Here is a 25437-nt window from a genome sequence, read left to right on the forward strand (position 1 = left end):
CCCGCCCCCGGCAGCCTCAGCGCCTACTGCAGATAGTCGAGTAGCGCGGCGTAGTAGCTCGTTCCAAACTTGGCCGCGAGCGCAGGACTCGCCGCGAGATGCGACTTGATGGAGAAGGACGCGATCGCTTGCCGTCCTTCCGCGAGCCCGGTGGTGAGCCAGTGAAGCCGAGCCTGGTCTTCGAGCATGCCCCCAAGCCCGTTGTTCGTGACGTAATACGACCAGTCGAACACGCGCGCATCGAGGACCTTGAACGCGCCGTGGAGAGCGTCGAGCGCGCCCGTCACTTGCTCAAGCGTGCCGACCACGTAATACGACTTGAACTTGTAGGTCCCCGCCGGGAGGTTCGCGACCCGCAGCGAAGGCATCAGCGTGTCCATGCCGTTGAAGCCAACGTGGAGGTACCCGTTCTGCGTGTCGGTGCCCTCGCCCTGAAGCGCGATTTGAGGCGTGTAGACCGCGAGGGCGTGTGCGTGGTTCGGCGAGAACGCGACCACCGGGTTCTTCGCATACGTCTCGGCGCTGTCGACGAGGCTCTTCGAGCGAGGGTCGTAGCGCTTCTTCTGCGAGAGTGACCCCGGGTCCGCGTTGTGGGGGTACGCGGCAAACGCTGGGTAGAGGGCCGAGAACGAGTACGCCTTCGACGTCGCCATCACCATGGCGATGGCCACGACGCCCGGAATTCGAAGGGGAACCGCCTCGGTTCCGACGTCGCCGATGGTCATCGTTTTTCCGAGGAACACGCTGGAGGTCGCCGCATTGTTGTGGGACGAGAACTTCGGGTTGTTGATCTTGCCGACGAGGCAGGTTGGGCTCGTCCCCGACACCGCGGTGTTGGTCGGCTCCCACCAATCGGTGGGGCCAGCCGGGTCGACGTAGTAGGCGAGCTGCGCGGCGCTCTGAAGTACGCCCGGGCGAGGGCTCATCAGGTTCGTGGGACTCGTGAGCCCACCGTTGGACGTCGTCGTGTCGGCGACGCCGCCCGTCTCGAGCGGGTTGTTGCAGTCGTTGTAGTAGGTCCGATACGTGCCAGAGGCATCGAGCGGCGAATCGAAGAAGAACGTCGCCTGGAACGAAGCTCCGCGGATGTGGTTCGGGTAGTCGGGCGGCTCGTTCAAGACGTACTCGTAGCCGCCACGAATGAGGGACGTGATCGCCGCGCCGTTCTCGGCGAGTGTCGTCGCGATGTAGACGTCGCCGTCGGAGGCGTAGGGCGCGCTTCCTGGGCCTGCGGGGACCGTCGGAAAGATCGGGTCAAAGATCTCGATTCGTGCGGCGCTCGAAAGCGCGTTGGAAGCGGTCGCGTCGGGGCCGGTGCCACCACCGCCGTCCGCTGCGTTCGCCGCACTGCTCGCGTTAGCTGCGTTCGCGTCAACGGCGCCCCCCGCGCCGCCGTGGCTGCTGGCGCGCTGCGAGGCCACGGTGTCGGCGCTGCCACACGCGACCCACGCGCAAGACGCCGCCATCAAGAGAGCACTCGACGCGACGGAGCCCGCTGCGCGTTTCGCTCTCGCGAGCCCTAGACGATTCACCATGGTCGCCTCTCAGCAAACGCAGGGCCACCCATCGTCTGCCCGTGAAGCCCGGGCGCAGAAACGGCGAGGTGCGCGCCACGCTGGATCACGCTTGCGCCGGGCCCGCGCGGGCGACGTCCACGGCCGCTGTGCGCGAAGCGTCTACGGCGTCACACCAGTGAGCCTGCGCGAGGCATGAGACCGGGGGAGGGGCATCTCGGGCTCCCTGCCCGAAGAGGACGTGACGAGTCTCGTCCTCCGTCCCCGGTGCCGCTGCGGACCGCGAGGTCGTGCTTCTCGCGTCCGCCAGCGGCGATGACTCGTCTCGTCCACGGCGCCCTCCAATCCCCTGCCGTGCGAGGATGCCTCGCATGGAAACCCTGAGGACGCTCACCTACGAGACCACCGGGCGCATCGCTCGGCTCACCCTGAACCGGCCCGCACGAGGCAACGGGATCACTCCGGAGATGCCGCGGGAGATCGCCCAGTGCGTCGAGCGCGCGTGCCTCGATCCTTCGGTTCACGTGATCGCGCTGTCGGGCAACGGCACCGGCTTTTGCGGTGGCTACGATCTCGTGTGGAGCGCCGAGCAGAACGTCGCGCCGGGTGACCTCGAGCCGGTCGCGCCAGGCTCACCGATCGATCCCGCGGTTATCGCGCAGAACCACGATCCGAGCCGCACCTGGGATCCCGTCGTCGACTGGCAGATGATGAGCCGCAACGTGCGCGGCTTCATGTCGCTCTTGCACGCCGACAAGCCGGTGGTGTGTAAGGTGCACGGATTTTGCGTCGCCGGCGGCACCGACATGGCCCTCTGCTCGGATCTCTTGGTCGTCGAAGACCGCGCGAAGATCGGCTACCCGCCGGCGCGCGTGTGGGGCGTGCCCACCACGGCGCTCTGGGCGCAGCGGATAGGGATGACTCGCGCCAAGCGCCTGCTCCTCACCGGCGATTCGATCTCGGGCACCGAGGCCGTCGAGTGGGGCTTGGCGTGCGAAGCCGCGCCGATCGCCGCGTTGGACGCACGCTTCGAGGCGCTCCTCGAGCGGGTCGCGCGGGTGCCGTTGAACCAGCTGATCCTGCACAAGCAACTGCTCAACGCGACGCTGCTGGGAACGCCGGTGGCGGGCACCCAACTGCTCGGGACCCTGATGGACGGCATCGCGCGCCACACGCCGGAGGGCTATGCGTTCGCGCAGGCGTCGATGACCCACGGCTTCAAGGAAGCGGTGCGCGCACGCGACGAGCCCTTCGGAGATCACGGCCGCAGCACGAACCGCGGCTGAGGTGATAGATGGATCGCTTGTCCGGCACGTCGTAGGTTCGCGTCGACGGGGACAGCACCTCGTCCCTCGGGCTTGAGCGCCGCACGCACCTGCAGGCCAACATTGGCGCTTCGCGGCCGCGCTGCTAACCATCGGCGCGATGGCGCTTGCCGCGGACTTTGGAGACAGCTGGCTCATCGTGCTGATTGCCTTCTGGCCGGTCACGCTCGCTGTTCTCGGGATCGTTCTTTCGCTCATCGTGGTCGGGTTCTTGCGCTTGGCGGGTGGAGAACCGGTCGCCGCGCGCATCGGCCAAGTGCCGCCGAGCACCGATCCACGGTGGACGAGAGAATCCCACGTCCAACGCGTAGGCGGCGAGTGCCCGGGTTGCACGCAGCGGATCGTGATCGATCGTGATCTTGTGGCTTGCTCGAGCTGCGGCGCATTCTGTCACGAAGAATGTGCCGAACGGCATGCTGCCAGTCATGGCAGCGGTCCCAGGGACGCGTACCGCGGACCGTGACTGTGCGGCGTGCACCGACGGCGACGGTCTCGCGAAGTCCTTGGGCGGGCACGCGTTGGGCCGTAAGATCGCGACGTGCGCGACGCCTTTTGCCATTCGTGTGGGACTGCGTTCCCGCCGCCGCTCGCCTATCCGCGAACGTGCGCGCAGTGCAAGACGCAGATCTGGGCCAACCCGATCCCGGTATCGGTCGTGCTCGTTCCAATCATCGCGGGCGACCGAACCGGTTTGCTCGTCGTCCGTCGCGGCATTCCGCCGGGCGAAGGGAAGCTCGCGCTCGTCGGCGGCTTCCTCGAGGATCACGAGACGTGGGCCGAAGGCGGGGCGCGCGAGGTGCGCGAGGAGACCGCCGTCATCGTCGCGCCTGAGCGCCTCGTTCCTCTGTGGTTCACGTCCACCGAGCCGCGCCCCAACCGCGTGTTGCTCTTCTCCGCCGCCGACGCCCAAGCGGCCGCCTCGCTCCCCGCGTTCCTGAAGAACACGGAGACACCCGAGCGCGGAGCGGTCTTCGGCCCCGACGGGCTCGACGAGGTCTTCGCCTTCCCGCTGCACGTTCAGGCGGCGCGCCGGTTCTTCGCCTCGCGCGGCGCGAGCGGCCCGCACGATTACCGCTCGCTCTGAGCGGCGCTGGTTGGGCCTACTTCGCCGTCGCTCCTCGTCGGAACACGGTGCCGTAACACTCGATGATCGAGGAATCGAGCTGCACCTCGCGATCCGTCTCGACGGCGCGGATCCAGAGCCGCCATCCGGCGCCCGTGGCGGCGTCGGCGCGATGCAGCGAGAGACCATCGGTGCGCACGATCGAGGCCGCAGGCTGGGCCACACACGGCGGCGCGAGCTTGCGAATGAGCGCGTCGAGGCCGTCGAAGTTGGCAATGAGCTCGGGCAACGTCACGGTGAGCGGCGTGCTCGCGAACACCGTCGCGCAATGATCCGACGACTGATACGCGAGGTACCGCGGCGGCACGACGCCGCTCGCGAGCCGCGCCTTCATATCGTGCAAGAGGTTGTGGCCGAACGCCTCCACCGCGGAGCCGCGCACCACGATGCTGCCGTCGACGTGCCAGTGCTCGCTGTCGACGGGCAAATCACCCGGCTCGAAGTACTGAATCTTCGAGTCGACGTAGACGTAGCGCTTGTCGCCCACCACGAGGCGCTTCATCTCTTCGAGCACGCGCCGGGTCAAAGGCCCGGCGACCTCGAGCGCCTCGTCGATGGGACACCAGCAGAAGGTGACGCCATCGGCGCGGACCTCCTCCTGGCTGGGCACAGGCAGCTCGCGCTCGACCTTGTAGAGGTTCGGGAAGTGGGCCTCGAAGTCAGCGATCGGTCGCGAGCCGTCGACCGGGTACGCGTCCATCGTGGTGGCGTGCATCTCGGGGACGACGGGCGGCGGCGGCCTGCCCGCGGCGCGGGGCGCGCGCTTGCGCGTCGAGCCGTGATACGCGCCCTCGCCGGTGAACGGCGCGATGTCCTGGGAGCTCTGGGAGTGCTCTTGCTTGAGGTAGGTGAGGTTCATACGAAGTCGAACATGGCCTGGAAGTATTGAAGCTTGGCTCGCGGATCTTGCGAGAGCCGGATCACTTCGGGCACGCGATCGAGCAGGTACTGCGAGGCGTCGCCCGTCGGCGCCCCAGTCACGTACCTCTCGGGGAGCCCGTACGACTTGTTGTAGGCGACGTTGGAGATGGGCGCGCCTGTCTCGCGATCGACGATCGCGGGCAGCGGGGCCCAGTCGTGCTCGAGGAAGAAGCTCTCCGCGCCCCAGCGCCTCCGGAAGCCGAGCTTCTCCATTCGCGGGAGCCACGGCGGATCACCGATTTGCCAGAGGCCCTGACCGCACAAGAGGTGCTGCGAGTGCGCCGCCGTGCGTCCGTGCTTTTCGAGGTGATCGCGGGCGTACGTCTCCACGATCTTGTCGAGGAAGAAGTTGGCGAGCTTGTGCCCGCGCTCTTCCTTGGACACGACGAAGTTCGCGATGTGGTGGTAGCCCTTGGGCTTGAAGCGCGCGACGTCGGGGAAAGCGAACCGGTCGAACCACTTGTGCGCGGGGTCGTCGCGGTCGAGCTGATCGAAGTCGACCGTCTCGGCGATGGTCGAGTGGCGGAGGTTGTTGTAGCGCCCGGTGAAGAAGAACACCGTGTCCTTGCTCCGGCCCACGAGGATGGTTGCCAGAAGCTCGCTTCGATCGCCGCTCACGCGGCGCGAGAGGACGAAGCGGTGACCGGTGACGCCCCAGATGTGCGCCACACCGTAGGGCGAGATGATCTCGAGCTGCACGCGCCGGACGACGGCCGGCGGTAGGTGGCCCTTTTGATCGTTTCGCGCGTCCTCGAGCGAGCGGCTGAGCATCGACGAGATGGCCCGCGCGATCTCGGGCACGGCGCTCGACACGATGCCGAGCTCCATCCCGTTTTCGAGGGTCACATAGTTGGGCGTCGACGGATTTTGTGATGCGGGATACCGCACGTAGGCGCCCCGGAGCGTCGACGTCGCGACGAATCGATCCTCGGGGTTCAGGTTGACGTACTTCTCGAGCTGCCGGCCCGCCATTCGGCCGTCACGGCACCTCGCGATCGCGTCGATGATCTGCTCTTCGAGGACGGGGTTGCGGTGGCCCTTGATCGAAGTCTTGGGGGAGTGGCCAGGGTTCTCGAACGTCGCGCCGGCGCGTGTTCTCAGCATGGTGTCCGCGCCCGCGGCGAGCAGGCTGTCCACGATCGCCTTGTTGTCGCGGCGCTTGGCGAGGATGAGCGCCGAGTACCCGTCGTTGTTCTGCACGTCGAGCTTGGCGCCGACCTTGATGAGCACGCTCGCGAGCTCCGCGCGGTTCTCGCACGCGGCGCGAAGGAGCGCCGTGTTCCCGTCGGAGTTTTGCGCGTTGAGCCCGGCGCCCGCCTCGATCAAGGTCACCGCGATGTCGTGGTACCCCTCGCTAACGGCCCAGATGAGAAGCGTCTCGTGTCGCTCCTCGAGCCGCGACTCCATCGCCGCGGGCTGATGCAGCTTCTCGAAGACCTCGCGTAGCTTGTCGGGCTGGGTCATGGGCACGAAGGCGGAGGAGTTTGCGCCTGATCGCCCCGCGCGCCAAGCGGCGACCGGCGCCGCGAGCGTCCGGGTGAACGTCGCCGCGAGCCCGTGTTGCGAACGCGGACCGTCAGCGCGCTAACGGCGCGGTGGTGGGCCCACCTCGGCAGGACGTGGTCGAGGCTCCACATCGCAGGCGCCAGCGCGTTGGAACGCCCCTTGCGTTAGCGGCGCCCCATGAAGCTCAGCTTGTCATTGCGGTTGCCGTTCCTGGCGCGCTCCTTCGCCTTCCTTGTGACGCCTGCATGGCTGGCCGCATGCGGTGCCACGGTGGACCCGACGACGCAGGTTGTGCCACCAACGGCGACGACGATCGCGCCGGCCCCTGCGGCAACCACCCCACCGGCGCCGCCGGCGCCGAAAAAGACGGCGCGGTGCACGCCCCCACTGGACGTCCGCACGTGCAACCCCGTTGGGCCCGAGCCGAAGACCTCGTCCGCGGTCAAGGCCTTCTACCAGGCTGACGCGATTCCGATTCGTTGCAACGAAGGCGACGCCGCCGTCTGGGACCTTCAGCCGCTCTTGGAGCTCTCCGACGACGCGCGCATCGTCATGGTCGGCGAAGTGCACGGCTCGAACGAGATCGGCATCGTCAGTGAGGTCCTTCTCCGGACCCTCGCAGCGGCCGGCCGGGTCAGCGTCGTCGCCTACGAGTTGCCGATGGACTACGAAGCCTCGCTTCAGCGCTACGTCGACGGGAAGGACGACACGTTGGCGCGGATGCTCGTCGACCAGGTGGCCCCAAACTTCTTCGGCGCCCGCCTCACCCGCGCGGCGAGAGAGCTGGTGGCCAACGGCGCCACGCTGACGATCGCCGCTGTCGACATTCCGACCGAGCCGCGAAGCGCGGTCCTCGCCATCGAAGGCGTCGCGGCGCAGCTCACGACGAAGAAGAGCCTCGTGCTGGCGACACTCCCGCAAGGAGCGAGCGTTCCCGCGTCGCCGAGCGACATCGACGCCGCGAACGGGTACTTCGATCACATCATGGCGAAGAAGGATGAGATCTGCAGCGAGCTCACGTCGGAGGCCTGCGAGCGGCTCGTGGCCATGACGCACGCGCTCTGGGCGTCGACCGTGACCTACGACGACGTCAGCGATCCGACGCTCTGGTTCGAGCGCCGCGAGCCGGTCATCTATTACAACCTGAAATCGAAGATGGCCTCCGCCTCGGACCGCATGCTGCTGCACATGGGCGCGGCACACACGCGCAAGGATTCCTTCTCGGCCGGAAGCCGCATGGCGAAGGACTACGCTCCGACACGCGGCAAGGTCTTCTCCGTCGCACCGGCCTACGGCGACGGCAGCGTCATCTGGTACGGAGAGGAAGTCGACTTGCCCGCTGAGCCTCTCTCACTCGTCGCCGCGCTGGGCCACGCGCCGGCGCAGCCGTCGTTCATGTCGACGATCCGCCCGAGCGCAACCTGCGCCGCGAACCCGCTGGGGCGCGAGAGCGACCCGGAAGGTGGCGGTACGCGGGCCGAGTCCTACGACGGCTACGTGCACTACGGTCGCCTCACGCCCGAAACGCGACCGAAGGAGACGACGTTCGAGGCCGAGCTCCCGCTCGTCGGTGCGAGCGAGGGGCGCAGCGCGCAGCGCCTGCTGCGGTTCCACGAGCGTATCCAGCAGAAGGAGCGGGCCGCGCGCGCCTTCGCCATGGCAGAGGGCGCTCGCGTCCGCGTCCGCTGAGGCCGGGCCACTTCCGCCGCGAGGTTCGACACGGCGTCGCGCCGTCGCGAGCGTCGTGCGAAGCCCGAGGCCGCAAGGCCATAGGGACGAGGGATGTGCGGCCCGCGTGGTTGAGCGTCAGTCGTGGCTTCGCGAGCGCGGCCTTGGGCTTCGAACGCGGTCGCGACGCTCGATCGACCACTTCTCGGGCTCGCGCCTGCAGAGAGCCTCGAGTGCTTCTAGGTCCGAGGCGCGCCTTCGCGTGCGATGGCCAGAGGGAAAGTGGATGCAGAAGTGGCCGCCCTCGACGTGCTCGATGACGTAACGACGTCCGTCGACTTCGACGTACCCGCCGCGTCCCTCATGAACGACCGTGACCGCTCCAACGAGTGCGCCGCACCTGGGACAGGACCACCGCCCGCTCGAACCACTGTTCCGTTCGCCGCGGCGGTTTCTGACGACGAAGACCTCGCTCATCTGGTCGTGCAAGGAGCGGGTCAGCTGCGTGTCACTGGGCAGGCACTTGTATGTTGGCCCGGCGGGCGACTCCGGGAGCGTCATGGGCTGGGCGCACCGGGGGCAGAACACCTCGGCATCCTCCCGTGGAACAGCCCACGGATCCAGCGCTGGGCGCGATTCGCTGGACGTCATACCGCGAGCGCCCCGTCGCGCGTTTGCTACGCGGACCTCAGCACGATGAGCGGCGCTTCCGACGGGCACCCGAGCCGGAAGGGAAACCACGCGCCAAAGCCGCTGGTCGTGTAGAGGCGCGAGCGGCCTCGCTGGTACCGACCCCAGAGGTAGCCGTCCCGGTACAGCGGCTCGAAGGCGCTCTTGCCGGCGAAGCCGATTTGGCCCCCGTGCGTGTGGCCCGAGAGGGTGAGCTCGACACCGCGCTCCGCCGAGAGGTCGAAGGCCTCCGGTCGGTGCGAGAGCAGCACACGAAACGCTCCCGCGTGCGAACTCCCGAGCGCGCGCTCGAGGGGCGCCACGAGTCTCGGTCGAATGTCCGTGTGCACGATCACCGGGTCGTCGATGCCGGCGACGAAGAGCTCGGCTCCGTCGACGCCGACGTGCACCCCTTCGTCGACCAGCAGTCGCACGTCGCTCCCGTCGAAGGCGCGGCGCGCGGCGCGCACGCCCTGAAGGTGCTCGTGGTTGCCCAGCGCAGCGAGCACACCGCAACGAGGCTTAAGCCCAGCGACGAGACGAAGGGCGTCGGGCAGGAGCGAGACCCGCTCGGCGATGTCGCCGGTGAGCACGATGAGGTCGGGCCGCTCGGATGCTCCCTCGAGCGCTCGGAGCATCCGCTCCACGTCGTCGAGCTGCCGTCCGAAGCCGAGGTGCGCATCGCTGAGCTGCAAGATTCGTAACCCATCGAGCGGCTTCGGCAACGACTCGAAGGTCAGCACCCGCGTGGCGACCTTCGACGGTGTGAATGCGGTGCAAAACCCCGCCGTACCAGCGCCCAAGGTGAACAGCGGCGGCGTCACCGCGGCAGCCTTCAGGATCGCGCGCCGCCCGAGAAGCCCCCGATCGTTTGGGAGGACCATCGCAACCGAGGCTTGCGACGGGAGCGGCTCTGCCGTCTCCGACGAGGCCTCCGACCAGCCTGGCAAGGTCCGCTCAAGGACCCGTGAGAGGACCGCCGAGATGGCGAGACCGATCGTGAGCGCGGTGAGCAGAACGAGCGTCACCGAGCCGGTCGTGGCGCCCCAGTAGCTCGTCGGGTAGTGCGCGAGAAGGGGGCCGACACCCCAGGCGACGTGCCCGAGGCCGCCGATGGTCCAGAGGGGCAGGGCCACGCGAACCGCGGCGCGGCGCGCGATGCCTGCCGGCATCCCCGGTGCACGAGGAGCGCCGACAAGAGCGAGGCGACAACGAAGAGCCACGTCGAGGTGGACAGCGGGAGGGCCGGCAACATGTCAACCCTCGTCCTTTCGCGCCGAGTTCTCGTCGTCGAGGCGCAGCCATAGGCGACTCGCGAGACCCGCCAACGCGAAGAGCACCAAGACGACGATGGCCCCGGCGACGCTGAAGGGGCTCATCGAGCGAACCTCATCAAGGTGGTTAGCGGTGCAAGGCTCTTCACGTTCACCGCTGTTCGGGCTCCGCGTGTTGCACCAGGCCGTCGACGCCGCGTCCCATGGGGGTACGGGTCGGGAAGACCGGCGTGGCGATCGATGCGATTTGCGCGAGCGCCGCCAGCTGGAGCACGAGCGCCAAGGCAACGGGCGGAGCGTAGAGGGCTGCCGAACCTTCTGGCGCGAGCTTGCGCAAGACGCGCACGACGACGCCGACCGCGACGACGACGCTGAGCACCGCCGAGCCGAGGGCAACCGGCACGCCAGCGAAGGAGCTCGAGAACTGGTAGAGCGCCACGAGCGGCGAGAGCAGCGCGAGCACGAGGCAGCCCGCGAAGACGCCGACGGCGTGCGCGAGCATGAGGTCGGAGGCGCGGCCGCCGCGGGCGAGGAGTCGGAAGACGAAGAGCGCCACCGGCAAGGCGACGAGCGACGAACCGACCACGAGCACCGGCACCTTGCCGATGTTGTCGAGGGCGAGGTGGTGGTCGTGACTGCCGGCGGCAACTCCCCAGAGGGCGCCGAGGGCGACCGAGACGAGCAGGGCGACGGCTGCAAAGAACGCCCGTTCGGTGCGCGACATGTTGGCCGCCGAGTCGTCGGTGCGTGTGGGGCTTACGAGGTCGAGGAGACGAGGGAAGACTTGCATGCCCAGAGCATGCGGCGGTCGCTTCGACGCGAGGCGAAAGGCGCGTGAAAACGCTGACAATTCGCTGTGAATCCGGCGTGAATCGCGGCTCGTCCTGTCAGCCCTCGAGGGGCAGTCGTACGGTGAACGTGGCGCCGCGGTCGGAGCGCACCTCGACGTCGCCGCCGTGGGCTCTGGCCACGGCGCGCACGAGCGCGAGCCCAAGACCGGTACCCCGACGCTCTCCCCGCGTCGTGAAGAAGCGGTCGAAGACCCGCGCGAGATCGGCTTCGGCGATCCCCGGCCCCGAGTCGTGAAACGAGACGACGACGCCTCCCGTTGCGTCGCGCGCGACGGTCACGTCGAGCTCGCCTCGGGGCCCGGCGAACGAAGCGCCGTTGTCGAAGAGCTCACGAAAGAGCGCGTCGAGGCGATGCGAGACGCCGCGCACGCGGAGCGGCGCAGCGGCGCCGGTGAGAGTGACGCGTACGTCGCCGAAGTTGGGGTCGTCGCGCGTGCGGGCCGCGAGCCCATCGAGGAGCGCGCGGAGCTCGACCGACGAGCGCTCCTCGCTGGGCATGCCCGCGTCAGCGCGCGCGAGGTCGAGAAACTGCGACACGAGCCGGTCGAGCTTCGCCGAGCTGTCGCCTAGGACCCGTCCGAGGCGCAGCGCCCGCGCTTCGTCCACGCCGCCGGCGGCGAGCGCCTCGGCGGCGGCGCTCACGGCCGCGACGGGATTTTTCATCTCGTGCACGAGGTCGGCGACGAAGGCCTCGTTCTCGATCCGTTTCTTCTGCAGCGCGTCGAGGAGCACGTTGAACGCTTGGGCAAGCGCGCCGACCTCGTCGCTTCGTTCTGGGTCGAGGGCCGCGCTGGGGCTCGCCCCGCTCGCCAACACGAGCGCTTGGCGACGCAAGTGCTCGACGGGCCGGACGATGCGTCGAGCCGTGGTGAGGGCGATGGCGAGCGCTAGCGGTACGGTGAAGACCGCCAGTCGCAGCAGCTGCGCGCGCAGCGCGTAGACGGCTTGCACCGCGCGCCGTGAGCTCCGTTGCGCGTGGACGACGAGACCCCCGCTCGTGGACATCGCCGCCTCGCAATACAGAAGCGGCAACGTGTCGCAGGCCACGTAGGCGCCGTGGCTCCGAGCGCCCCTTGCGGAGCTGCGATCGGCGAGCGGGCCGAGCGTCTCGTCGACCTCTCGGAGCGTTCGTGCGCTGGCGCCGATGAGCAGCTCTTCGAAGCGGCCAAAGCGGTCGTTGGGATCGTCGGCGTCATGCTCGAAGACGACCTCGCCGCGCTCGTCGATGACGCGCAGCCGGACGCGATGGGCACGCGCGACGCCTTCGAGCGCGACGTCGCCTCCGGTGGCGCTCGCCGCGCCGGCGCGGGCTGCCTCACGGGTCTCTGCCCACATGCGACCGGGGACGTTCCGATCGAGCTGGCTCCACAGAAAGACCAAGAGGAGCGGCGCCAGGGCCGCGAGCATGATGGCCACCGCAACCCGGAGGCGAAGGGACCAGCGTCGATGCAGCGCCTGGGCCGGCTCGAAGGCTCGCTCCATCGGTTAGCCCTCGCGCCAGCGATAGCCGGCGCCGATGACCGTCTCGAGGGCCGTGAACGACGGGTCGACGGCTTCGAGCTTGCGCCGCACACGATTGACGTAGGTGTCGACGATGCGCTCGACGACGATCGAGTCGTGCCCCCGAACGATCTCGAGGAGTCGTTCCCTCGAGAGCACCACGCCGGGGCGGCGCGCAAGGGCCTCGAGAAGACGAAACTCGGTGACCGTGAGCGCGAGGACCGTTCCGCGGTAACGCGCCTCGAGCCTCTGCGGATCGAGGGCGAGGGCGCCGATGCTCACCGTCTCACGCTCTGTCGTGGAGTCCCTCCGCAGCGCGTCGCGCCGCAACAGGGCCGCGACGCGGGCCAGGAGGACCCGCGTGCTGAAGGGCTTGGCGACGTAGTCGTCGGCGCCGAGTTCGAGACCGAGCGCCTCGTCGATCTCACCGTCGCGCGAGGTGAGCAAGATGATGGGGACGGCGCTCCCGGCCTCGCGAAGCTTTCGGCAGAGCGCGAAGCCATCGAGCCGCGGCATGTTCACGTCGCTGATGATGAGCGCGGGAGCGTCGACGGACGCGAGCGAGTAGGCGGCCTGACCGTCACGTGCCGTCACGAGCTCATAACCAGCATCGGTGATGGCCATGCCCAAGACGTCCAGAAGAGACGTGTCGTCGTCGACGAGAAGGATACGCGCCACAGCGGGATGGTATCGCAAGCACCCTGGCGACCGTGCTCTGGGAGAAGGATGCGTCGGCCGATCGTCCACGCTCCCGGCGGGGCCGAGGTCGGCAAGTGCCTTGCATCGAGACCGATCCATGAGCACTCGCGTTCTCGACGGCCTCGACACCGTCATCCTCGACTCCGTCGCTGGCGGCCTAGCCGGATGGCGCTCGACCCTCGAGCAGGTCTACGACCTCGTTGCCACCGAGCCCGACGCGACCTGCGTCGCGCGGACCGAGCTCCGTGAGTTCGCTCCTATCACCGACCACGTGAGCGCCACCGTCCACTGTGAGAGCGCGGCGGCCGCAATGGCGCGCGATGTGACGGTCAGCTTCGGGCCCGCCGACGACGCGCCCTGGAGCACGATCCTTCAGGGCTCGCCGGGCCGCTGGTTCGAGAACGAAGACGTGCGCGCCATCACGCGCAGCTACGACGAGCCGCTCGATCGAGACCAGTCTCTCGGACTCCTCCAGCACCTGCGCGCGGCGGCCAGCGACCCGCCCGAATACGCGCTCCTCTCCAACAACTGCGCTACCGAATGGGACGAGGCCCGTGGTGCGGCGGGGCTCGAGCCGCTCGGCCGTACGCCCGCCGACATGCACATCGCGATCGCCGAGCGGACGGGACAGCGCTGAGGTTCATAGAGGCGGTCGCCGCTGCGCCCGACGCGGCCCGCTCCCGACAGCTGCCTCGGGGCGCCGATGACTGTCGGCCAGGCGGCCGCTCGATTCGCTCCAGGGATGGGGCAAGGCCGCAAAAGGTCGTCGCTCGCACGATTTCAGCCCTTGCGCATGCGGAATGGTGTGGCATCTAGGCGCACATGCAACGACACCTCAGCGTTTGGGCGGTTGGTTTCCTGGCTCTTGTTGGCGCGGCGGCCGCTGGCTGCTCTGCCGGACCGGTCGACGCGGACCAGTCCGAGGCTTCCGAGTCCGAGCTCCGGTCACCGGCGTCGAAGGTTCGTGCGCTCAAGTCGGCGGTCACGAAGGCGAACGTCGCGAAGAACAACGACTACGGCATGTCGTTCGCGGTGAAGGAATATCCGCGCGGCACCTCAGTGAAGAAGATCCTCGAGGACGTCACGGGAACGAACGCGTCGGACATCGAACTCGGTTGGTTCGACCTCACCTGGGGAGCCTCGGGCGTGGACGGGGTCGCAAGCGTCCTCGAAGAGCGGGCCGCCGAGGAGCTCGCCGACGCCGAAGACGACGAGTCAAAGGATGCGGCCAAAGCGATCAAGGGACTCGCCTCGGCGGTCCGCAAGACGTTCCTCCCGGTGTCGGACTTCTCCGCGATCTCGTCGCGCAGCCACTCGATTGCAGAAGACGGCGATCTCGAGAGTCACACCATCATCGCGACGAAGCCCGACGGGTCGTTTCTCACGATGAGCTACACGAACTTCCCGTTCTGAATGAGTGCGGCTCGGCGCGCGTCGGTTCTCTTCATGGCGGGAGCGCTGGCGTGCGATGCGCGCCGCAACCCCAAGCCAGAGGTCGACGCGCCGCTTCATGCCGCGCCTACGTCATCGTCTGCCGCTCCGGCACCTTCCGGCGGTCGAACGGCTGAGGCGGGGATTCGCGTGTTCGACGCGGAAGCTCACTGCGGTGCGGTGAAGCGCGTCGCCATCGCGATGAGTCTCCTTCCAGGCCCCCGCGAGGACCTCGCGATCCCGCGTGGCGCTCCTGACATTGGTGACGAGCACGAGTCCAGGAATCTCGGGCTCGTGATCCCATCGGGCTTTGATGTGTGCGTCGTCGAAACGACTCGCCGCCCTTCGGTCAACCGCCGGCGCGTCTACAGCTGCCGAACGCTACCGCTCTCCGCCCTTCCTCCTGACACGTTCGACCGGATGGCGACGAGCTGGAAGTCGTGCCTCCGGCCGCCCGACTGGGTGCCGTCGGCCACGGTTCAAGGTTCGGCGTACGGGCGGAATCCCGACGCCTACTCCAGTACGCACTTCGTGCGCGACCCTGTCTGGTTTTCGGAAGGCTTCTGCGCCCTCGAAAAGAAGGGTGACCACATCGAGATGGTGTGCGGGACCCGGATGAACAACTAGCTGGAGCGATGATCCAGATGCCTGCTCTCTTGCGCCGCCTCGCCGTCAGCACATCGCAGGCGCTCCTGATCATGGCGATGAGTGCGCCCATCGCGTGCTCCAAGCACGACGGTCCGGCCGAGATTGCCCGAGCGCAATCGAGCGGAACGCGCGTGACGGCCACCATTGTCTCGGCCGCGGACACCCGATCTCGACGCGACGCGCTCCACTACGTTCGATTCAAGCTGCAGGTTCAGGCCGACGCGGGCGTCGGCGGGCAAGGGTTCCTGCTCGAATCGACCACGCTCCTCAACCCGTACGACTTTCCGCGCTATCCGCCCGGAGCGACTGTGCAGGTTCGATACCTGGAAGACAACCGGGACTACTTCGCCTTCGTCGAGTAGGCCTGCGCGATCGAGCGAGTGCATCCCCGTGACCCTCACGCGATCCTCGCGGGGCGTCTCCCCGTGCGCGAGGCGGCGGAGGAGCTCTGGGGTCTTGGCTCATCGGTCCACGACGCCGCATAGGTCGTCGAGCACCTTGGGACACGGGCCGACCGCAGTCTAGACTCGGCGGCCCCAGGAGGTCCCGATGTCGATCGTGCTCTATCACCACCCCCTCACCCGTGCCGCCACCGTCGTGTGGATGCTCGAGGAGGTCGAAGTCCCGTATGAGCTCCGCTTCGTGGACGTGCCGAAGGGCGAGCAGAAGTCTCCCGAGATCCTCTCGCTCAATCGAATGGGCAAGCTCCCCATCCTGACCGACGGCGACGCGGTGCTCACCGAGGTCGCCGCGATCGGCGTTTACCTCGCGGACCGCTATGCGAGCGGGCGGCTCGCTCCGCGTCTCGATGACCCGGCTCGCGGAACGTTCCTCCGGTGGTCGTTCTTCTCGCCGTCGGTTATCGAGCCGTGCTCACTGGCCAAGGCGGCAGGCTGGACCTATCGCGACGGTCAGGCCGGGTGGGGCTCGTACGCCGCGATGCTCGACACGATCGAGGGTGCGATCGAAAAGGGGTTCATCCTGGGTGACACCTTCTCGATGGCCGACGTGATCTTCGGCGGAACACTCCGATACATGCTCATGTTCAAGATGATCGAGCCGCGGCCGGCCTTCACCGCATACGCCGAGCGCCTCGCGGCTCGCCCTGCGCTCCAGCGCGCGGACGCACGGAACGCAGCCGTCCGCGAGGCGCACGGCCTCAAGCGCTGATCCCATCGGCCCCGCCGTCGAGGCGAGCCGGCGTTGGCGCGCGCGGACAGAGCCGTGAAGGCCGTGGTTCTCTGATTCGAGCGGTCGGGTGAATCGAGAGTGTGATCAGGGCGCGTTGAGATCGCTGAGATTGCCGAGACCGGGTGGCTCGGGCGGGTCGATGGGCACGCACATCGAGCTTCCGTCTTGAAACAGGATGCACCACACCGCGCCGCCTTGCACGCGCGCGAGGTCATCTGGCGACAGTTCCTGCGTCTCTTGTGTGGCGAAGGCGTTGGCGCACGCGGGGGGCGTTTTCATGGGGACGGGCTCCGTAAGTCGGTGGGAGGGTGCGAAGGTCTTTGAAGGAGAGGCAGGCGGCGCGAAGCCGCCGGAGTGGCGTGGTAAGGGCTCAGAGATACTCGGGCCCGGCCCAGCAATCGGGGTCGGGGAAGGTCGGCTGCGGCGGGCACGGATTCACGTCGATGCGGCCACCGGCGATGGAGCCGAGGTCTTCGTCGTTGAGCGTTTCGAGCTGCTGCGGCGTTGATTCGTAGGAGTTCATGGTGGGCTCGTTTTTCCGCGCACGGTGCGCTGTGGTTGTTCGTGAGTCGTGAAAGGCTATGCGGGCGTCCTCCTCGCGTTGGAGAGCGGAAGCTCTCCCGCGGAATCTTCATCGCCGCGCTACGACTCAACCCACTGCAGCGCGCGTGCCGCCGGTCTCCCGACATGCGCGGCGCCGCATATCCGAGACTTGCGCCCTCGGTGCCCTCGCGTGGTCGAGCGCGCTCGCAAGTTTCGGCAACGTGTCGCCTAGCGCGACGTGGCAAAGTCTTGCCAAATCAAGGATTTACGCATTTACGGATCCATTTTATTCGACGACCGTTACGCGCCATCGTGGCTACGCGCGCGGTGCTCGAAAGGCCGCGCGGAGCGCGTCCTCTCGGGCGCGCTCGAGCCAGACAGTCGCGCCCGGCCGCCGAACCAACACGGCTAACCCGGTTCAAGTTGTACCGAACGGTCCGCGGAGCTCGATGGTCAGGCTTGCGGCGCGCAGGCGAGCCACGGCGTCATCTTGGATCCCGGGCTGGAGCCGCACGACCCAGGGTCGCAGCGGACTCGGCCGCGCGAGGATCTCGTCGACGATGCCCCCCATCTGGTGCCACGTCGAAGGAGAGAAGGCGTTCCAAAGGGTGACCCACGCCGGAAGAGAAGTAGACCTAGCGCGCCATCTGCGACGCAAGGGTCTCGTCACGCCCCGCGTTGCCTCGCGCCGTCTCTACAGCGACGTCAGGACCCACCACGTACTGCGCCGTGTAGACGACGCTCGACGCGCTCCCACCGCGAGCTGGGCCGGCGAAGAGTTGCCTGCGACGCTCGGCGCGCGAAACCCCGGCCCACCGGTGCGCCCCAGCAAGCTCAAGAATGCGATCGGCTCAGTGGAACGCCGCGCTGAAGCGAACGCGGTTCGAGGACTCCACGGCGCGGTTGAAGGCGCCGATGACGTCGTCGACGTCCGCTTTTCCGACCGCGAGCGCGTCGGCGTACTGCGTGGCCGCCGCGGCGAACGAGTCGATCATCGCCGTGAAGTGGACGAAACCGCTCTCCTTCGCCCCGCCCTCGTGCGCCTTCTGATACGTGGAGAGCGCTTTCCTCGTGACCTCGAGCTTCTTCAGTGCCGTGCGGACAGGACCGGCGACCGGGAGGCCGAGATGCACACCGCGATCGACGGCGTCCATCGTCGTGCGCGCCTCGATCATCGCCTTCTTCCTGAGGTAATGGGCGCCTTTGCCGGAGCGAGCCTCGATCTCCTTGAGCTCGACTTGGCTGCGCTTCGCCTCGTCCGCGCGGAGGAGCGTATAGAGCGCGGCCTGCGCCTTGTGGAAGCGCGCACCGGCGGTGCGGACCTTGCCGTGGAGCGCCTTGCTCTTCTTGCACAGGTCGCTCCGGTGCTCGTCGGTGTCGTAGTAGCGCCAGTTCTCGTCGGTCGCTTGGACGAGCGCCTCGAACGCGGTGGCGAGCTCGATGCTCGCGGCGTCGAGCGCCGGTGCGGCCGGTTCGCTCCTTGCGGCGTTGCGGAGCGACGCCACCTCACTGTCGAACTTGCCGGGGTGCGGCATCAACGTCGCGGTGAGCTTCTCCGCCTCTTCCGGCGACGCGCACGCGGGGCCCGTCTTCGGGTTGAATCGCTTGAAGTAGCTGCCGAGCGACCGCTCTCCGATCGGTACCTGGTGATTGAAGAAGTCGACGATCGCGTTTCGCTTCGCGACCGCCGGATCGGCCGCGGCGGACGCTCGACCGGCGACGACGATGTTCACGACCAGGATGAATGCAACGGTGACGAAGCGCGAAGTCATGGTGGGTCTCCTCCTCGATGGCTCGATGACCCAGAGCAAGTGGAAGGCCGGCCACGCGTTCTCTGACCGTTGCACGCCGAGTGCACTTTGGCGCACTTGGCACTGACCCACGTTCGTGGGGTTGGCGATCGCGCCCGCGACACGAAGTGCAACGGGCTGCTGCTCACCGCCCGCAGAGCGTCTCGCGTGCGGGCGCGCCGCGGCAAAGCGTTGCCGCTACGGGCATCGGTCAACGCCCGTCCGCAAGGCGTTGCACGCGGCGTCAGACGCGGTGGGTGAAGCGCGACGGCGAATTGTGGCGACGTCGGTGGGCCGTCACGGATCGCGAGCCGACCTCCAAGGGTCGCACCGCTTCGCGTGGCGTCCGCCGCTGCGAGAGCTCAGGCAATCAGGCACAGTCGTTCGTCGATTCGCGCGTCTGCGCGCACCGGCCGCTACGCATTCTTCCAATCGACGAGCTCCGAGAGCACCCTCATGCCGTCGTGCGGCTGACCGGAAAACCCGGTCCCGCTTTGGCCGAGCGGTGGCACGTTGCTCACGCCTTGCGCGGCGATTGCGGTGCGCAGCGCCTTGCGGCGCGGCTCGGGCCATACGCTGACCGTCGAGACGCCGTGATGCAAGACGCGGCCGGTCTTCACGAGCTCATCGAGATCGGCGACGGGGCGAACCACGAGGAAGCGACACATGGGATGCGACGCCATCGAGAACTCGTCTCGGCAAACGACGACGGCCGACGAGAACGCGCCGCCGCCGCTTTCGTTCGTGTACCAGTCCGCGTCGAGCAAGCGACCCTTCAAGAGCCGGAGCACGTCGCCGCGCGCTTGGTCCGCGATGACATTCGGGCTCGCCTCGTCGAAGGCGTGAAGCGCGGCGCGCAGCGCCTCCGCGAACCGCGCCACGTCGGCGTCGTGCCCGCCCTCCACGTAGACGACCTGCGAGGCGATGCACGCCTTCTGATTGGCCACGAGGGCGTCGGCCACCACGCGGCTTGCCACAGCGCCGAGGTCGGCCTCGGCGAAGAGCTCGCGCCCAATCATCGACACGCCATAACGCGGGTCCAACGTGACGACCTTCGTGCCCACTGCGCGGCTTCGTACGGAAGAGACGGCACCGGGCGCTCCCCAAACCACGACGCGATCGAAGGCACCCGGCATGAAGAGCGCGCCCTCGACGCTCTCGTCGCCGCCAGGCCAATAGACGAACGACAAGTGCTTCGTGATGGGGTGGTCCGGATTCGAGGCGAGCGCGAGGAGCGCCAACAAGGCGCCGGGGATCGTCGCCCCGCTCGGAGACTTCACCACGGCCGCCGACTTGGTGGCGATGGCGCGCATGGCGGAGAAGAAGGGAATGTGCGGCGCGTTGCCGGCGGTGATGTGGAGCTGGCGCGTGGGCATGGCGCGAATCTCCGCCTCTCGGGGGACGAACGGTGCCGCGAGCGCGCGCGCAAGCGTGGCATGAACCGGTGCCGGCATCACGGCGGCGTCGATGGCTCGCCAGCCATCGAGTAGCTCGCTCCCCGAGTGGCCCCACGCGCACAGCTCGTGATCCACGCTCGCCTTGAGGGAAGCTCCGTCGAGCAGCATCGGCACCGTGGCGAAGGCGAGGTCGTGCTCTTCATCCGGCAACTCGGCCGTGAGGCGCGTCGCGTCACGTACCGTGTTGATGAAGGCCAAGCTCTCGCGGTACGCCTTCGCGAGACCGTCGGCGTACGCCACGATCTCCGTCACCGGCAGGTCGTAGAGCTCCTCGGCCAGGGCCGCGACGTCCCTTTCGATGACCTCGTCCGGCTCGAAGACGGGCATCACCGTGTAGACGAACCGCGGCGTTCCAGCGATCTTGGGCCGCGTCACCACTTCGCGGAGCACTTGGGCGCCGCCCACGCGCGCGTAGCCGGGGAGGCCATCGGAGGGGCCCGCTTCCGCGTCGAGCTCACGAAAGCGATGGTCGATGGCCTCACGTGTGATGGCCTCGGGCACGCGAAGCTTGCCGCGCACCAAAAACGGAACGCGCAGAATGCCGTCTTCGCCTCGCGTTAGAAGGTCGTGCGCATGGGCCAGCTCGGCGAGGGCACGTTCCGGGGAGGAGGCCTTGTTCTTGATGGGTCTTGCGAGTTCGACTTGCATGATGGCTCCTCAGGCGTTCACGCGGGCCATGATGCCGCCGCAACCCTTGACGTCTTTTCCTGGCGAGCGCTCGACCCGCAAGATGGTCTCGCCCGGCAATCCGCAGGCGCACGGCTTTCGAAGGAGGCGAACGTTGTCGCCGGTGAGAATGAAGCCCGGGTAGGAGACGGCGAACGGGTCGACGAACCCGAGCGTGCCTTGAACGTCGTCGCCGCTCTTGGCGACGAGCGCTTCGTCGTAGACGATGGCCTCGAGAAACGGCGGTACGTGAAAGCGCCCTTCGGCGCACTTCTGCATGATTCCGTGGATCTCGGTCATCGAATACGAGTCGATGACCGCGTTCTTCCGAACGCCGAACGAGCGCTGCAGAAGCGCGACGAGCGCCGCCTCGGAGATGCGCTCCCCCGAGAACGACTTCCAGCCGCCGCCGTAGGAAACGGTGCTGCCCTCCGGGAGCAGAATGCGTTCGTTCTTCTCCTCGAGGAAGCGACACGCCTCGACGAGGACCGCCGGCGTGCCGAAGACCAGGACGCGGTTTCCTCGTCGTGCGGAGGCCTGGAGCGCGCTGAGCATGCGGGCGTAGTTCTCGGCCTTCTGCTTCACCGTTGCATCGAGGAACTCGTCCACGAGGAGCCGCTCTGCGCTGTCTTTGGGCCCACGCAGCATGGCGCGCACCGCCGCCGCAGACATTCGCTGCCGATAGAGAAAGTGCGCCGTGCGCGTGAGCTTGCCGATCTCGTGGCCGGCGAGCTGCACCCCTTGGTTGCCGCCGGCGAAATTGAACAGAAAGCCATCCCGCGAACGAAGACCGTGACGTTTGACGACGCCCGCGTAGGTCGACGAAGGTAGGCGCTTGCCGAGCTGTTTGACGACGGAGAACTTCCACTTGGGCAAGAGGCCGCGGTGGCCCAGGCCCGCCGCCACGTAGAGGAACGGCAGCTCGGTAAAGGCGCGCCAAGTGGCCTCGTCGCGTGGGACGAAAGAGATGTGCCCCGACGTGCCGGAGCTAAACACGAGGCGCACCTTGGCGCGCTCCTCCATGCGATCGATCCATTGATCGATGTTGGTGATGCCGGTGGTGTCGAAGGCGACGCGAACGCTGGAGATGCGGCTCACCCACTCGTTCATGAGGTCGAAGCGGCCCTCGTCGAGCGTCTTCTGCGGGTACGACTTGAAGAGGTCGTCGGGCACGAGGAGCTTTGCGCGGATCGTGTCGAAGCTCGCCGGCCCGGCGACGCGCATGCGCTCGCAGACCTTGCCGTAGGCCGGGATGTGAGCCCGGTAGTGCTCGTGGCAAAGCTCGGCGGCGCGGCGGCGCAGCGCCCGCGCGCGGCCTTCGTCGAGCTCCTTTCGCAGCGACCAACGGACCGTCAACGCCTTCAGTTGCTCTTGGATGTCGCGGAGCTCGGGGCTCGCTTCGGGCGACGGTGCAGACGTGTTCATGAGCGCTTCTTTCCGCGGGGAGCCTTCTTGGGGGTCGACCTTGCTGACGATGGCGATGACGAGGGCGATGACGAGGTCGATGGCGAGGTGGATGACGTGGTCGATGAGGCCGTGAGGCCACGCTTGAGGGTGCGAGCCGCGAAGCGAATGACCTCGCGCGGCGACGCCGCATGCAACGTGGAGCGTGGGCCGCGCACGTGTTCGGAGAGGCCCGAGAGCACCATCCACACGAACGGCAGGGCCAAAGCTTCGTCGGTGACGACGAGGCCCTCTCGAAGGAGCGCGGCGCGCGCGCGCTCGCGGAGCAACACCAGGAGATTCATGACGCGCGCCGTGAGCCCGGCGCGGAGCGCTTCGGGGAGGGCCACCACCGACGCCGGATCCGCGATCAACGACCACACGTTCAGCGCGTGCCCGTAGTCGGCGTAAAAGAGCAGGTAGCGTTCGGCGACGACCTCGAAGAGCGCCTCAAACGTCTTTGCGTCTCGCGTGTGCTCGTCGATCTCGCGCGCGAGGTCCTCGACGCGGAGCTCGTAGAGCGTGACGAAGATCTCTTCTTTGGTCTTGAAGTAGACGTAGAGCGTCCCGAGGCTCACGCCAGCGCGGGCGGCGACGTCGCGGGTCGTCAGCGCCGAGGGGCCGCCGGCCAAGACGAGGCCTCGGGCGGCCTCGAGGATGTCGCGCCGCCGGCCTTCGCCGTCGCCCCACTTCGTCACCTTCTGGCGCCGCGGCCGTCGCGGCGGCGTATTTTGAACGTCGTTCATTATGAACGCTGTTCAGTAGCGCGCCCCCGCCGCCCGTCAAGGCGGGGCCCGCGATTTCGCGCCGCGCGCGCTCGCGCCGGTCAGTTCAAGTCGTCAGTTCAAGTCCAGCGCGCGCCGCTTCAGCTCTTCGTACGGCACGACCTCTACGGCGCGCTCGTGGGTGGCTCCGAGAAACACCGGCGGCGCCAGGCCTGCGTCGAGCGCCTCTTTGTAGCGCGCCGCGCACATGCACCAACGATCCCCGGGCTCGAGGCCGGGGAAGCCGAACTCGGGCCGCGGCGTCGAGAGGTCGTTGCCCCGCGCTTTGGAGAACTCCAAGAACTCCTGGGTCATCTGCGCGCAGACGGTGTGCGAGCCCATGTCTTCGTCGCTCGTGTTGCAGCACCCGTCGCGGAAGAAGCCGGTGGTCTTGGCCGCGTTCTGGGAGCAATCGGCGAGCTCGGTGCCGAGGACGCTTCGCGCGGGGGCCTTCTCACTCATGACGCCGTCATGGAGCACCCGCGCGGGCGCCGCAAGGGCTCGATCGGGTAGCATGCGGCGAATGGTGCCCACCTCCGTCGCACGGTCGTGTCTCCGTCCTCGGTCGTCGATTGCGCGAGCCTCGACCTTCGTCACGGGCTCGCTCCTCGTTGCGGTGACGCTGGTTGCCGGGGACGGTGCTGCGGCTAGTGACCCGGCGGATATGAGCGACAACGGAGGAAGCTCGATCGGGGCCACGCTCGAGCGCTTGAAGCGGGAGGTGGGGCAGCTTCACCGCCAACTGGCGGACCAAGGGCACCTCGCTTCCTCCGACTGCGTGACGTTGTGTCGCGCGCTCGCTTCGATGGAGCGGGCCACGGCTCGCATTTGCGCTATCGCTTCCGGGCCGACCTGCGAGGACGCACGTCGCAAGACCGGCGAGGCGAAGAGTAGCGTCCACGGAGCCTGCCCTTCTTGCGCGGCGGAGCGCTCTTCGCCGCAAGGGGCAGCCAAGGATGGGGCGCCCGCCCAGGAGCCCAGCGCGGCGCGCGAAGCTCCGTCCGCGCCGGGCGATCGCAAGGCCGAGGACGTTGCTAAAAAGTCGACGCAGGAGGCGGTCGTGTCTCCCGCCTCGTCGCCAGACAGCGCGCCGCGACGTGGTGGATGCGCGGGCTGCGCGACGAGCGGCGCGCGCGATGCGACCGGACCGGCACTCCTGCTCGCGATAAGCCTGCTCGCGCTCTGTCGCCGGCGGCGCAGCTGAGGTGGGATATCGTCTCACCATGGGGCAATTTGCGGATCGAAATCTCTCGCGTTTCCGGCCCAAAGGGCTTGGCACGCGGCCTGCTCCCGGCGGGCACCATGAGCAAGCTCCCCCTCACCGCCCTCGTTGCCCTGCCGTTGATCTTCGGTCTCGCCGCTTGCAGCGGGTCTGGCGCGAGCGACCCGGGGGTTGCGACGGAAGACGCGCTCGAGCGCGCTGGCGTGAAGACCCACGCGCGCAACGTTGAACATCCAGCGGGCCTCATGGCCACCGATTCGCACGTCTACTTCTCAGCGAACCACTTCGTGGCGTCGGGTGAGCCTGAGCTCGATCAGGAGTTTGCGTATTGGGAAGGGAAGTACAGCCGCGTCGCGCTCGGCGGCGGTCGTCGCGAGAAGGTGAGCGACGCTGGCCTCACGCGTGTTCGCAAGGCGGGCAAGAAGCTCTTCGTCGCGACGGGGTCGAGCTGCTGGATCAGCGTCATGGATACGAGTGAAGCGGAGCCTTCTCAGAAGGGCATCTACACCGACGAGGATTGCACGGGCGAAGGCGGCGGCGAGCCTGCCGGCTTCGAGGTGACCGACGACAAGTTCGCCGTCGTTCGCGAAGGCGGCGAGCTGATGGTCGGCAAACACGACGGCACTGGCATGCGCAAGGTCGGGGAATTCAAGTTCGCCGACTACGCGGGCTTCATCTCGCAAACGGCGCTCGCCGACGACCACGTCTTCGTGATCACGCACAAGAACTTCACCGACTCGCGCACGAACCGCGTGCTGCCCCAGACGATCTTCAGTCTGCCGCTCTCCGGTGGGACCCCGAAGACGGTCCTTGAGTTCCCTGCCGCGGATGCGCTCGCCGAGAACCTCATCTCTGACGGCAAGAACCTCTACTTCACGCAGGGCAAGAAGGTCATGGCTCTCAAGAGCGGCGCGTCCGAAGCCACGATGCTCGACGACGACTTCGGCGGCGTCTACGACTTGGCCGCCGACGGCAAGAACGTCTACGTGGCCGATGGCAAGCGGGGCGCGCTCTACGCGATCAAGGACGCGCTCACGGCGCCCAAACACGTCAAGCTCGCGGACGCGAAGGGCGTCACTTCAGTCGTCGCCAGCGGCGAGCGCCTCTATTACGGAACGCACGCCTACGCGGGGAACAAGCCCGCCGGCGTCGTGGCCAGCCTGCCCATCCCCGAGTGACCCTTTCGGAGTGAAGGGGCACGTCTTTCCCCGGTGACACTAGCCGCTCGCGGG

General features: G+C 67.8%; 24 protein-coding genes. 9 read left to right on the forward strand and 15 right to left on the reverse strand.

All coding sequences use genetic code 11. The annotated features are described in order from the left end of the window. Positions 1 to 23: 23 nt before the first annotated feature. Positions 24 to 1535: a hypothetical protein gene (locus tag IPG50_33990; GenBank protein MBK6697163.1), complete on the reverse strand. Its 1512-nt coding sequence runs from the start codon at positions 1533 to 1535 to the stop codon at positions 24 to 26. Positions 1536 to 1885: 350 nt separating this feature from the next. On the opposite strand from IPG50_33990, the gene IPG50_33995 reads away from it, so the two are divergent. After that, positions 1886 to 2800, forward strand: coding sequence for a crotonase/enoyl-CoA hydratase family protein (locus IPG50_33995; protein MBK6697164.1), 915 nt, complete (start codon positions 1886 to 1888; stop codon positions 2798 to 2800). 124 nt (positions 2801 to 2924) lie between these two features. On the opposite strand, the gene IPG50_34000 is transcribed toward IPG50_33995, so the two are convergent. Continuing rightward, positions 2925 to 3266 carry a hypothetical protein gene (locus IPG50_34000; GenBank protein ID MBK6697165.1) on the reverse strand — a complete coding sequence of 114 codons (342 nt, stop codon included), beginning with the start codon at positions 3264 to 3266 and terminating at the stop codon, positions 2925 to 2927. A 111-nt stretch (positions 3267 to 3377) separates the two neighbouring features. On the opposite strand from IPG50_34000, the gene IPG50_34005 reads away from it, so the two are divergent. Next, positions 3378 to 3923 (forward strand): NUDIX domain-containing protein, encoded by a 546-nt coding sequence (locus tag IPG50_34005; GenBank protein MBK6697166.1) that lies wholly within the window; start codon positions 3378 to 3380, stop codon positions 3921 to 3923. Positions 3924 to 3939: 16 nt separating this feature from the next. On the opposite strand, the gene IPG50_34010 is transcribed toward IPG50_34005, so the two are convergent. Together IPG50_34010 and IPG50_34015 are read right to left on the reverse strand one after the other, a co-directional pair. Then, the gene (locus IPG50_34010; GenBank protein MBK6697167.1) at positions 3940 to 4821 is read right to left on the reverse strand and encodes a hypothetical protein; all 882 of its coding nucleotides are present in this window, start codon (positions 4819 to 4821) and stop codon (positions 3940 to 3942) included. Beyond that, positions 4818 to 6347, reverse strand: a complete 1530-nt coding sequence (locus IPG50_34015) for an ankyrin repeat domain-containing protein (GenBank protein MBK6697168.1) — start codon at positions 6345 to 6347, stop codon at positions 4818 to 4820. The genes IPG50_34010 and IPG50_34015 overlap by 4 nt, the downstream gene beginning before the upstream one ends. Before the next feature lie 219 nt (positions 6348 to 6566). Here IPG50_34015 and IPG50_34020 point away from each other — a divergent pair, with 219 nt between their 5' ends. Further along, positions 6567 to 8078 (forward strand): hypothetical protein, encoded by a 1512-nt coding sequence (locus IPG50_34020; protein ID MBK6697169.1) that lies wholly within the window; start codon positions 6567 to 6569, stop codon positions 8076 to 8078. A gap of 656 nt (positions 8079 to 8734) precedes the next feature. Here the strand turns inward: IPG50_34020 and IPG50_34025 are convergent. The 4 genes from IPG50_34025 to IPG50_34040 all read right to left on the reverse strand — a co-directional run bounded on the left by IPG50_34025 (position 8735) and on the right by IPG50_34040 (position 13029). Beyond that, positions 8735 to 9898: a metallophosphoesterase gene (locus tag IPG50_34025; protein ID MBK6697170.1), complete on the reverse strand. Its 1164-nt coding sequence runs from the start codon at positions 9896 to 9898 to the stop codon at positions 8735 to 8737. A gap of 253 nt (positions 9899 to 10151) precedes the next feature. Next, positions 10152 to 10790, reverse strand: coding sequence for a hypothetical protein (locus IPG50_34030; GenBank protein ID MBK6697171.1), 639 nt, complete (start codon positions 10788 to 10790; stop codon positions 10152 to 10154). A gap of 97 nt (positions 10791 to 10887) precedes the next feature. Next, positions 10888 to 12333 (reverse strand): HAMP domain-containing histidine kinase, encoded by a 1446-nt coding sequence (locus tag IPG50_34035; protein ID MBK6697172.1) that lies wholly within the window; start codon positions 12331 to 12333, stop codon positions 10888 to 10890. A gap of 3 nt (positions 12334 to 12336) precedes the next feature. After that, positions 12337 to 13029, reverse strand: coding sequence for a response regulator transcription factor (locus IPG50_34040; GenBank protein MBK6697173.1), 693 nt, complete (start codon positions 13027 to 13029; stop codon positions 12337 to 12339). A 118-nt stretch (positions 13030 to 13147) separates the two neighbouring features. Between IPG50_34040 and IPG50_34045 the strand changes: the two genes are divergently transcribed. The 5 genes from IPG50_34045 (at position 13148) to IPG50_34065 (ending at position 16299) form a co-directional block, all read left to right on the forward strand. Next, positions 13148 to 13687 (forward strand): hypothetical protein, encoded by a 540-nt coding sequence (locus IPG50_34045; GenBank protein MBK6697174.1) that lies wholly within the window; start codon positions 13148 to 13150, stop codon positions 13685 to 13687. A 185-nt stretch (positions 13688 to 13872) separates the two neighbouring features. Beyond that, positions 13873 to 14463 (forward strand): hypothetical protein, encoded by a 591-nt coding sequence (locus IPG50_34050; GenBank protein MBK6697175.1) that lies wholly within the window; start codon positions 13873 to 13875, stop codon positions 14461 to 14463. Beyond that, on the forward strand, positions 14464 to 15108 hold the full coding sequence (locus tag IPG50_34055; protein MBK6697176.1) for a hypothetical protein: 645 nt from the start codon (positions 14464 to 14466) through the stop codon (positions 15106 to 15108). Positions 15109 to 15116: 8 nt separating this feature from the next. Further along, the gene (locus tag IPG50_34060; GenBank protein MBK6697177.1) at positions 15117 to 15491 is read left to right on the forward strand and encodes a hypothetical protein; all 375 of its coding nucleotides are present in this window, start codon (positions 15117 to 15119) and stop codon (positions 15489 to 15491) included. A 187-nt stretch (positions 15492 to 15678) separates the two neighbouring features. After that, on the forward strand, positions 15679 to 16299 hold the full coding sequence (locus IPG50_34065) for a glutathione S-transferase family protein (protein MBK6697178.1): 621 nt from the start codon (positions 15679 to 15681) through the stop codon (positions 16297 to 16299). Positions 16300 to 16404: 105 nt separating this feature from the next. Here the strand turns inward: IPG50_34065 and IPG50_34070 are convergent, their stop codons facing one another. From IPG50_34070 to IPG50_34100, 7 genes are all read right to left on the reverse strand, one after another. After that, a complete protein-coding gene (locus IPG50_34070) occupies positions 16405 to 16599 on the reverse strand; it encodes a hypothetical protein (protein ID MBK6697179.1) in 195 nt (64 codons plus the stop codon). A 91-nt stretch (positions 16600 to 16690) separates the two neighbouring features. Further along, positions 16691 to 16843, reverse strand: coding sequence for a hypothetical protein (locus IPG50_34075; protein MBK6697180.1), 153 nt, complete (start codon positions 16841 to 16843; stop codon positions 16691 to 16693). Positions 16844 to 17714: 871 nt separating this feature from the next. Next, positions 17715 to 18635 (reverse strand): DUF3829 domain-containing protein, encoded by a 921-nt coding sequence (locus IPG50_34080; protein ID MBK6697181.1) that lies wholly within the window; start codon positions 18633 to 18635, stop codon positions 17715 to 17717. Positions 18636 to 19069: 434 nt separating this feature from the next. Next, the gene (locus tag IPG50_34085) at positions 19070 to 20758 is read right to left on the reverse strand and encodes a hypothetical protein (protein ID MBK6697182.1); all 1689 of its coding nucleotides are present in this window, start codon (positions 20756 to 20758) and stop codon (positions 19070 to 19072) included. A 9-nt stretch (positions 20759 to 20767) separates the two neighbouring features. Then, the gene (locus IPG50_34090; protein ID MBK6697183.1) at positions 20768 to 22201 is read right to left on the reverse strand and encodes a hypothetical protein; all 1434 of its coding nucleotides are present in this window, start codon (positions 22199 to 22201) and stop codon (positions 20768 to 20770) included. Then, complete coding sequence (locus tag IPG50_34095; GenBank protein ID MBK6697184.1) at positions 22198 to 22965, reverse strand: TetR/AcrR family transcriptional regulator; 768 nt, start codon at positions 22963 to 22965, stop codon at positions 22198 to 22200. The genes IPG50_34090 and IPG50_34095 overlap by 4 nt, the downstream gene beginning before the upstream one ends. Positions 22966 to 23058: 93 nt before the next feature. Further along, entirely contained in the window at positions 23059 to 23445 is a 387-nt protein-coding gene (locus tag IPG50_34100; GenBank protein ID MBK6697185.1) for a DUF2237 domain-containing protein, read from the reverse strand. Between the two features lie 840 nt (positions 23446 to 24285). On the opposite strand from IPG50_34100, the gene IPG50_34105 reads away from it, so the two are divergent. Further along, positions 24286 to 25383 carry a hypothetical protein gene (locus tag IPG50_34105; protein MBK6697186.1) on the forward strand — a complete coding sequence of 366 codons (1098 nt, stop codon included), beginning with the start codon at positions 24286 to 24288 and terminating at the stop codon, positions 25381 to 25383. The last annotated feature ends 54 nt before the right edge of the window (positions 25384 to 25437 follow it).

It is taken from the genome of Myxococcales bacterium (assembly GCA_016703425.1).
GTDB lineage: Bacteria > Myxococcota_A > Polyangia > Polyangiales > Polyangiaceae > JADJCA01.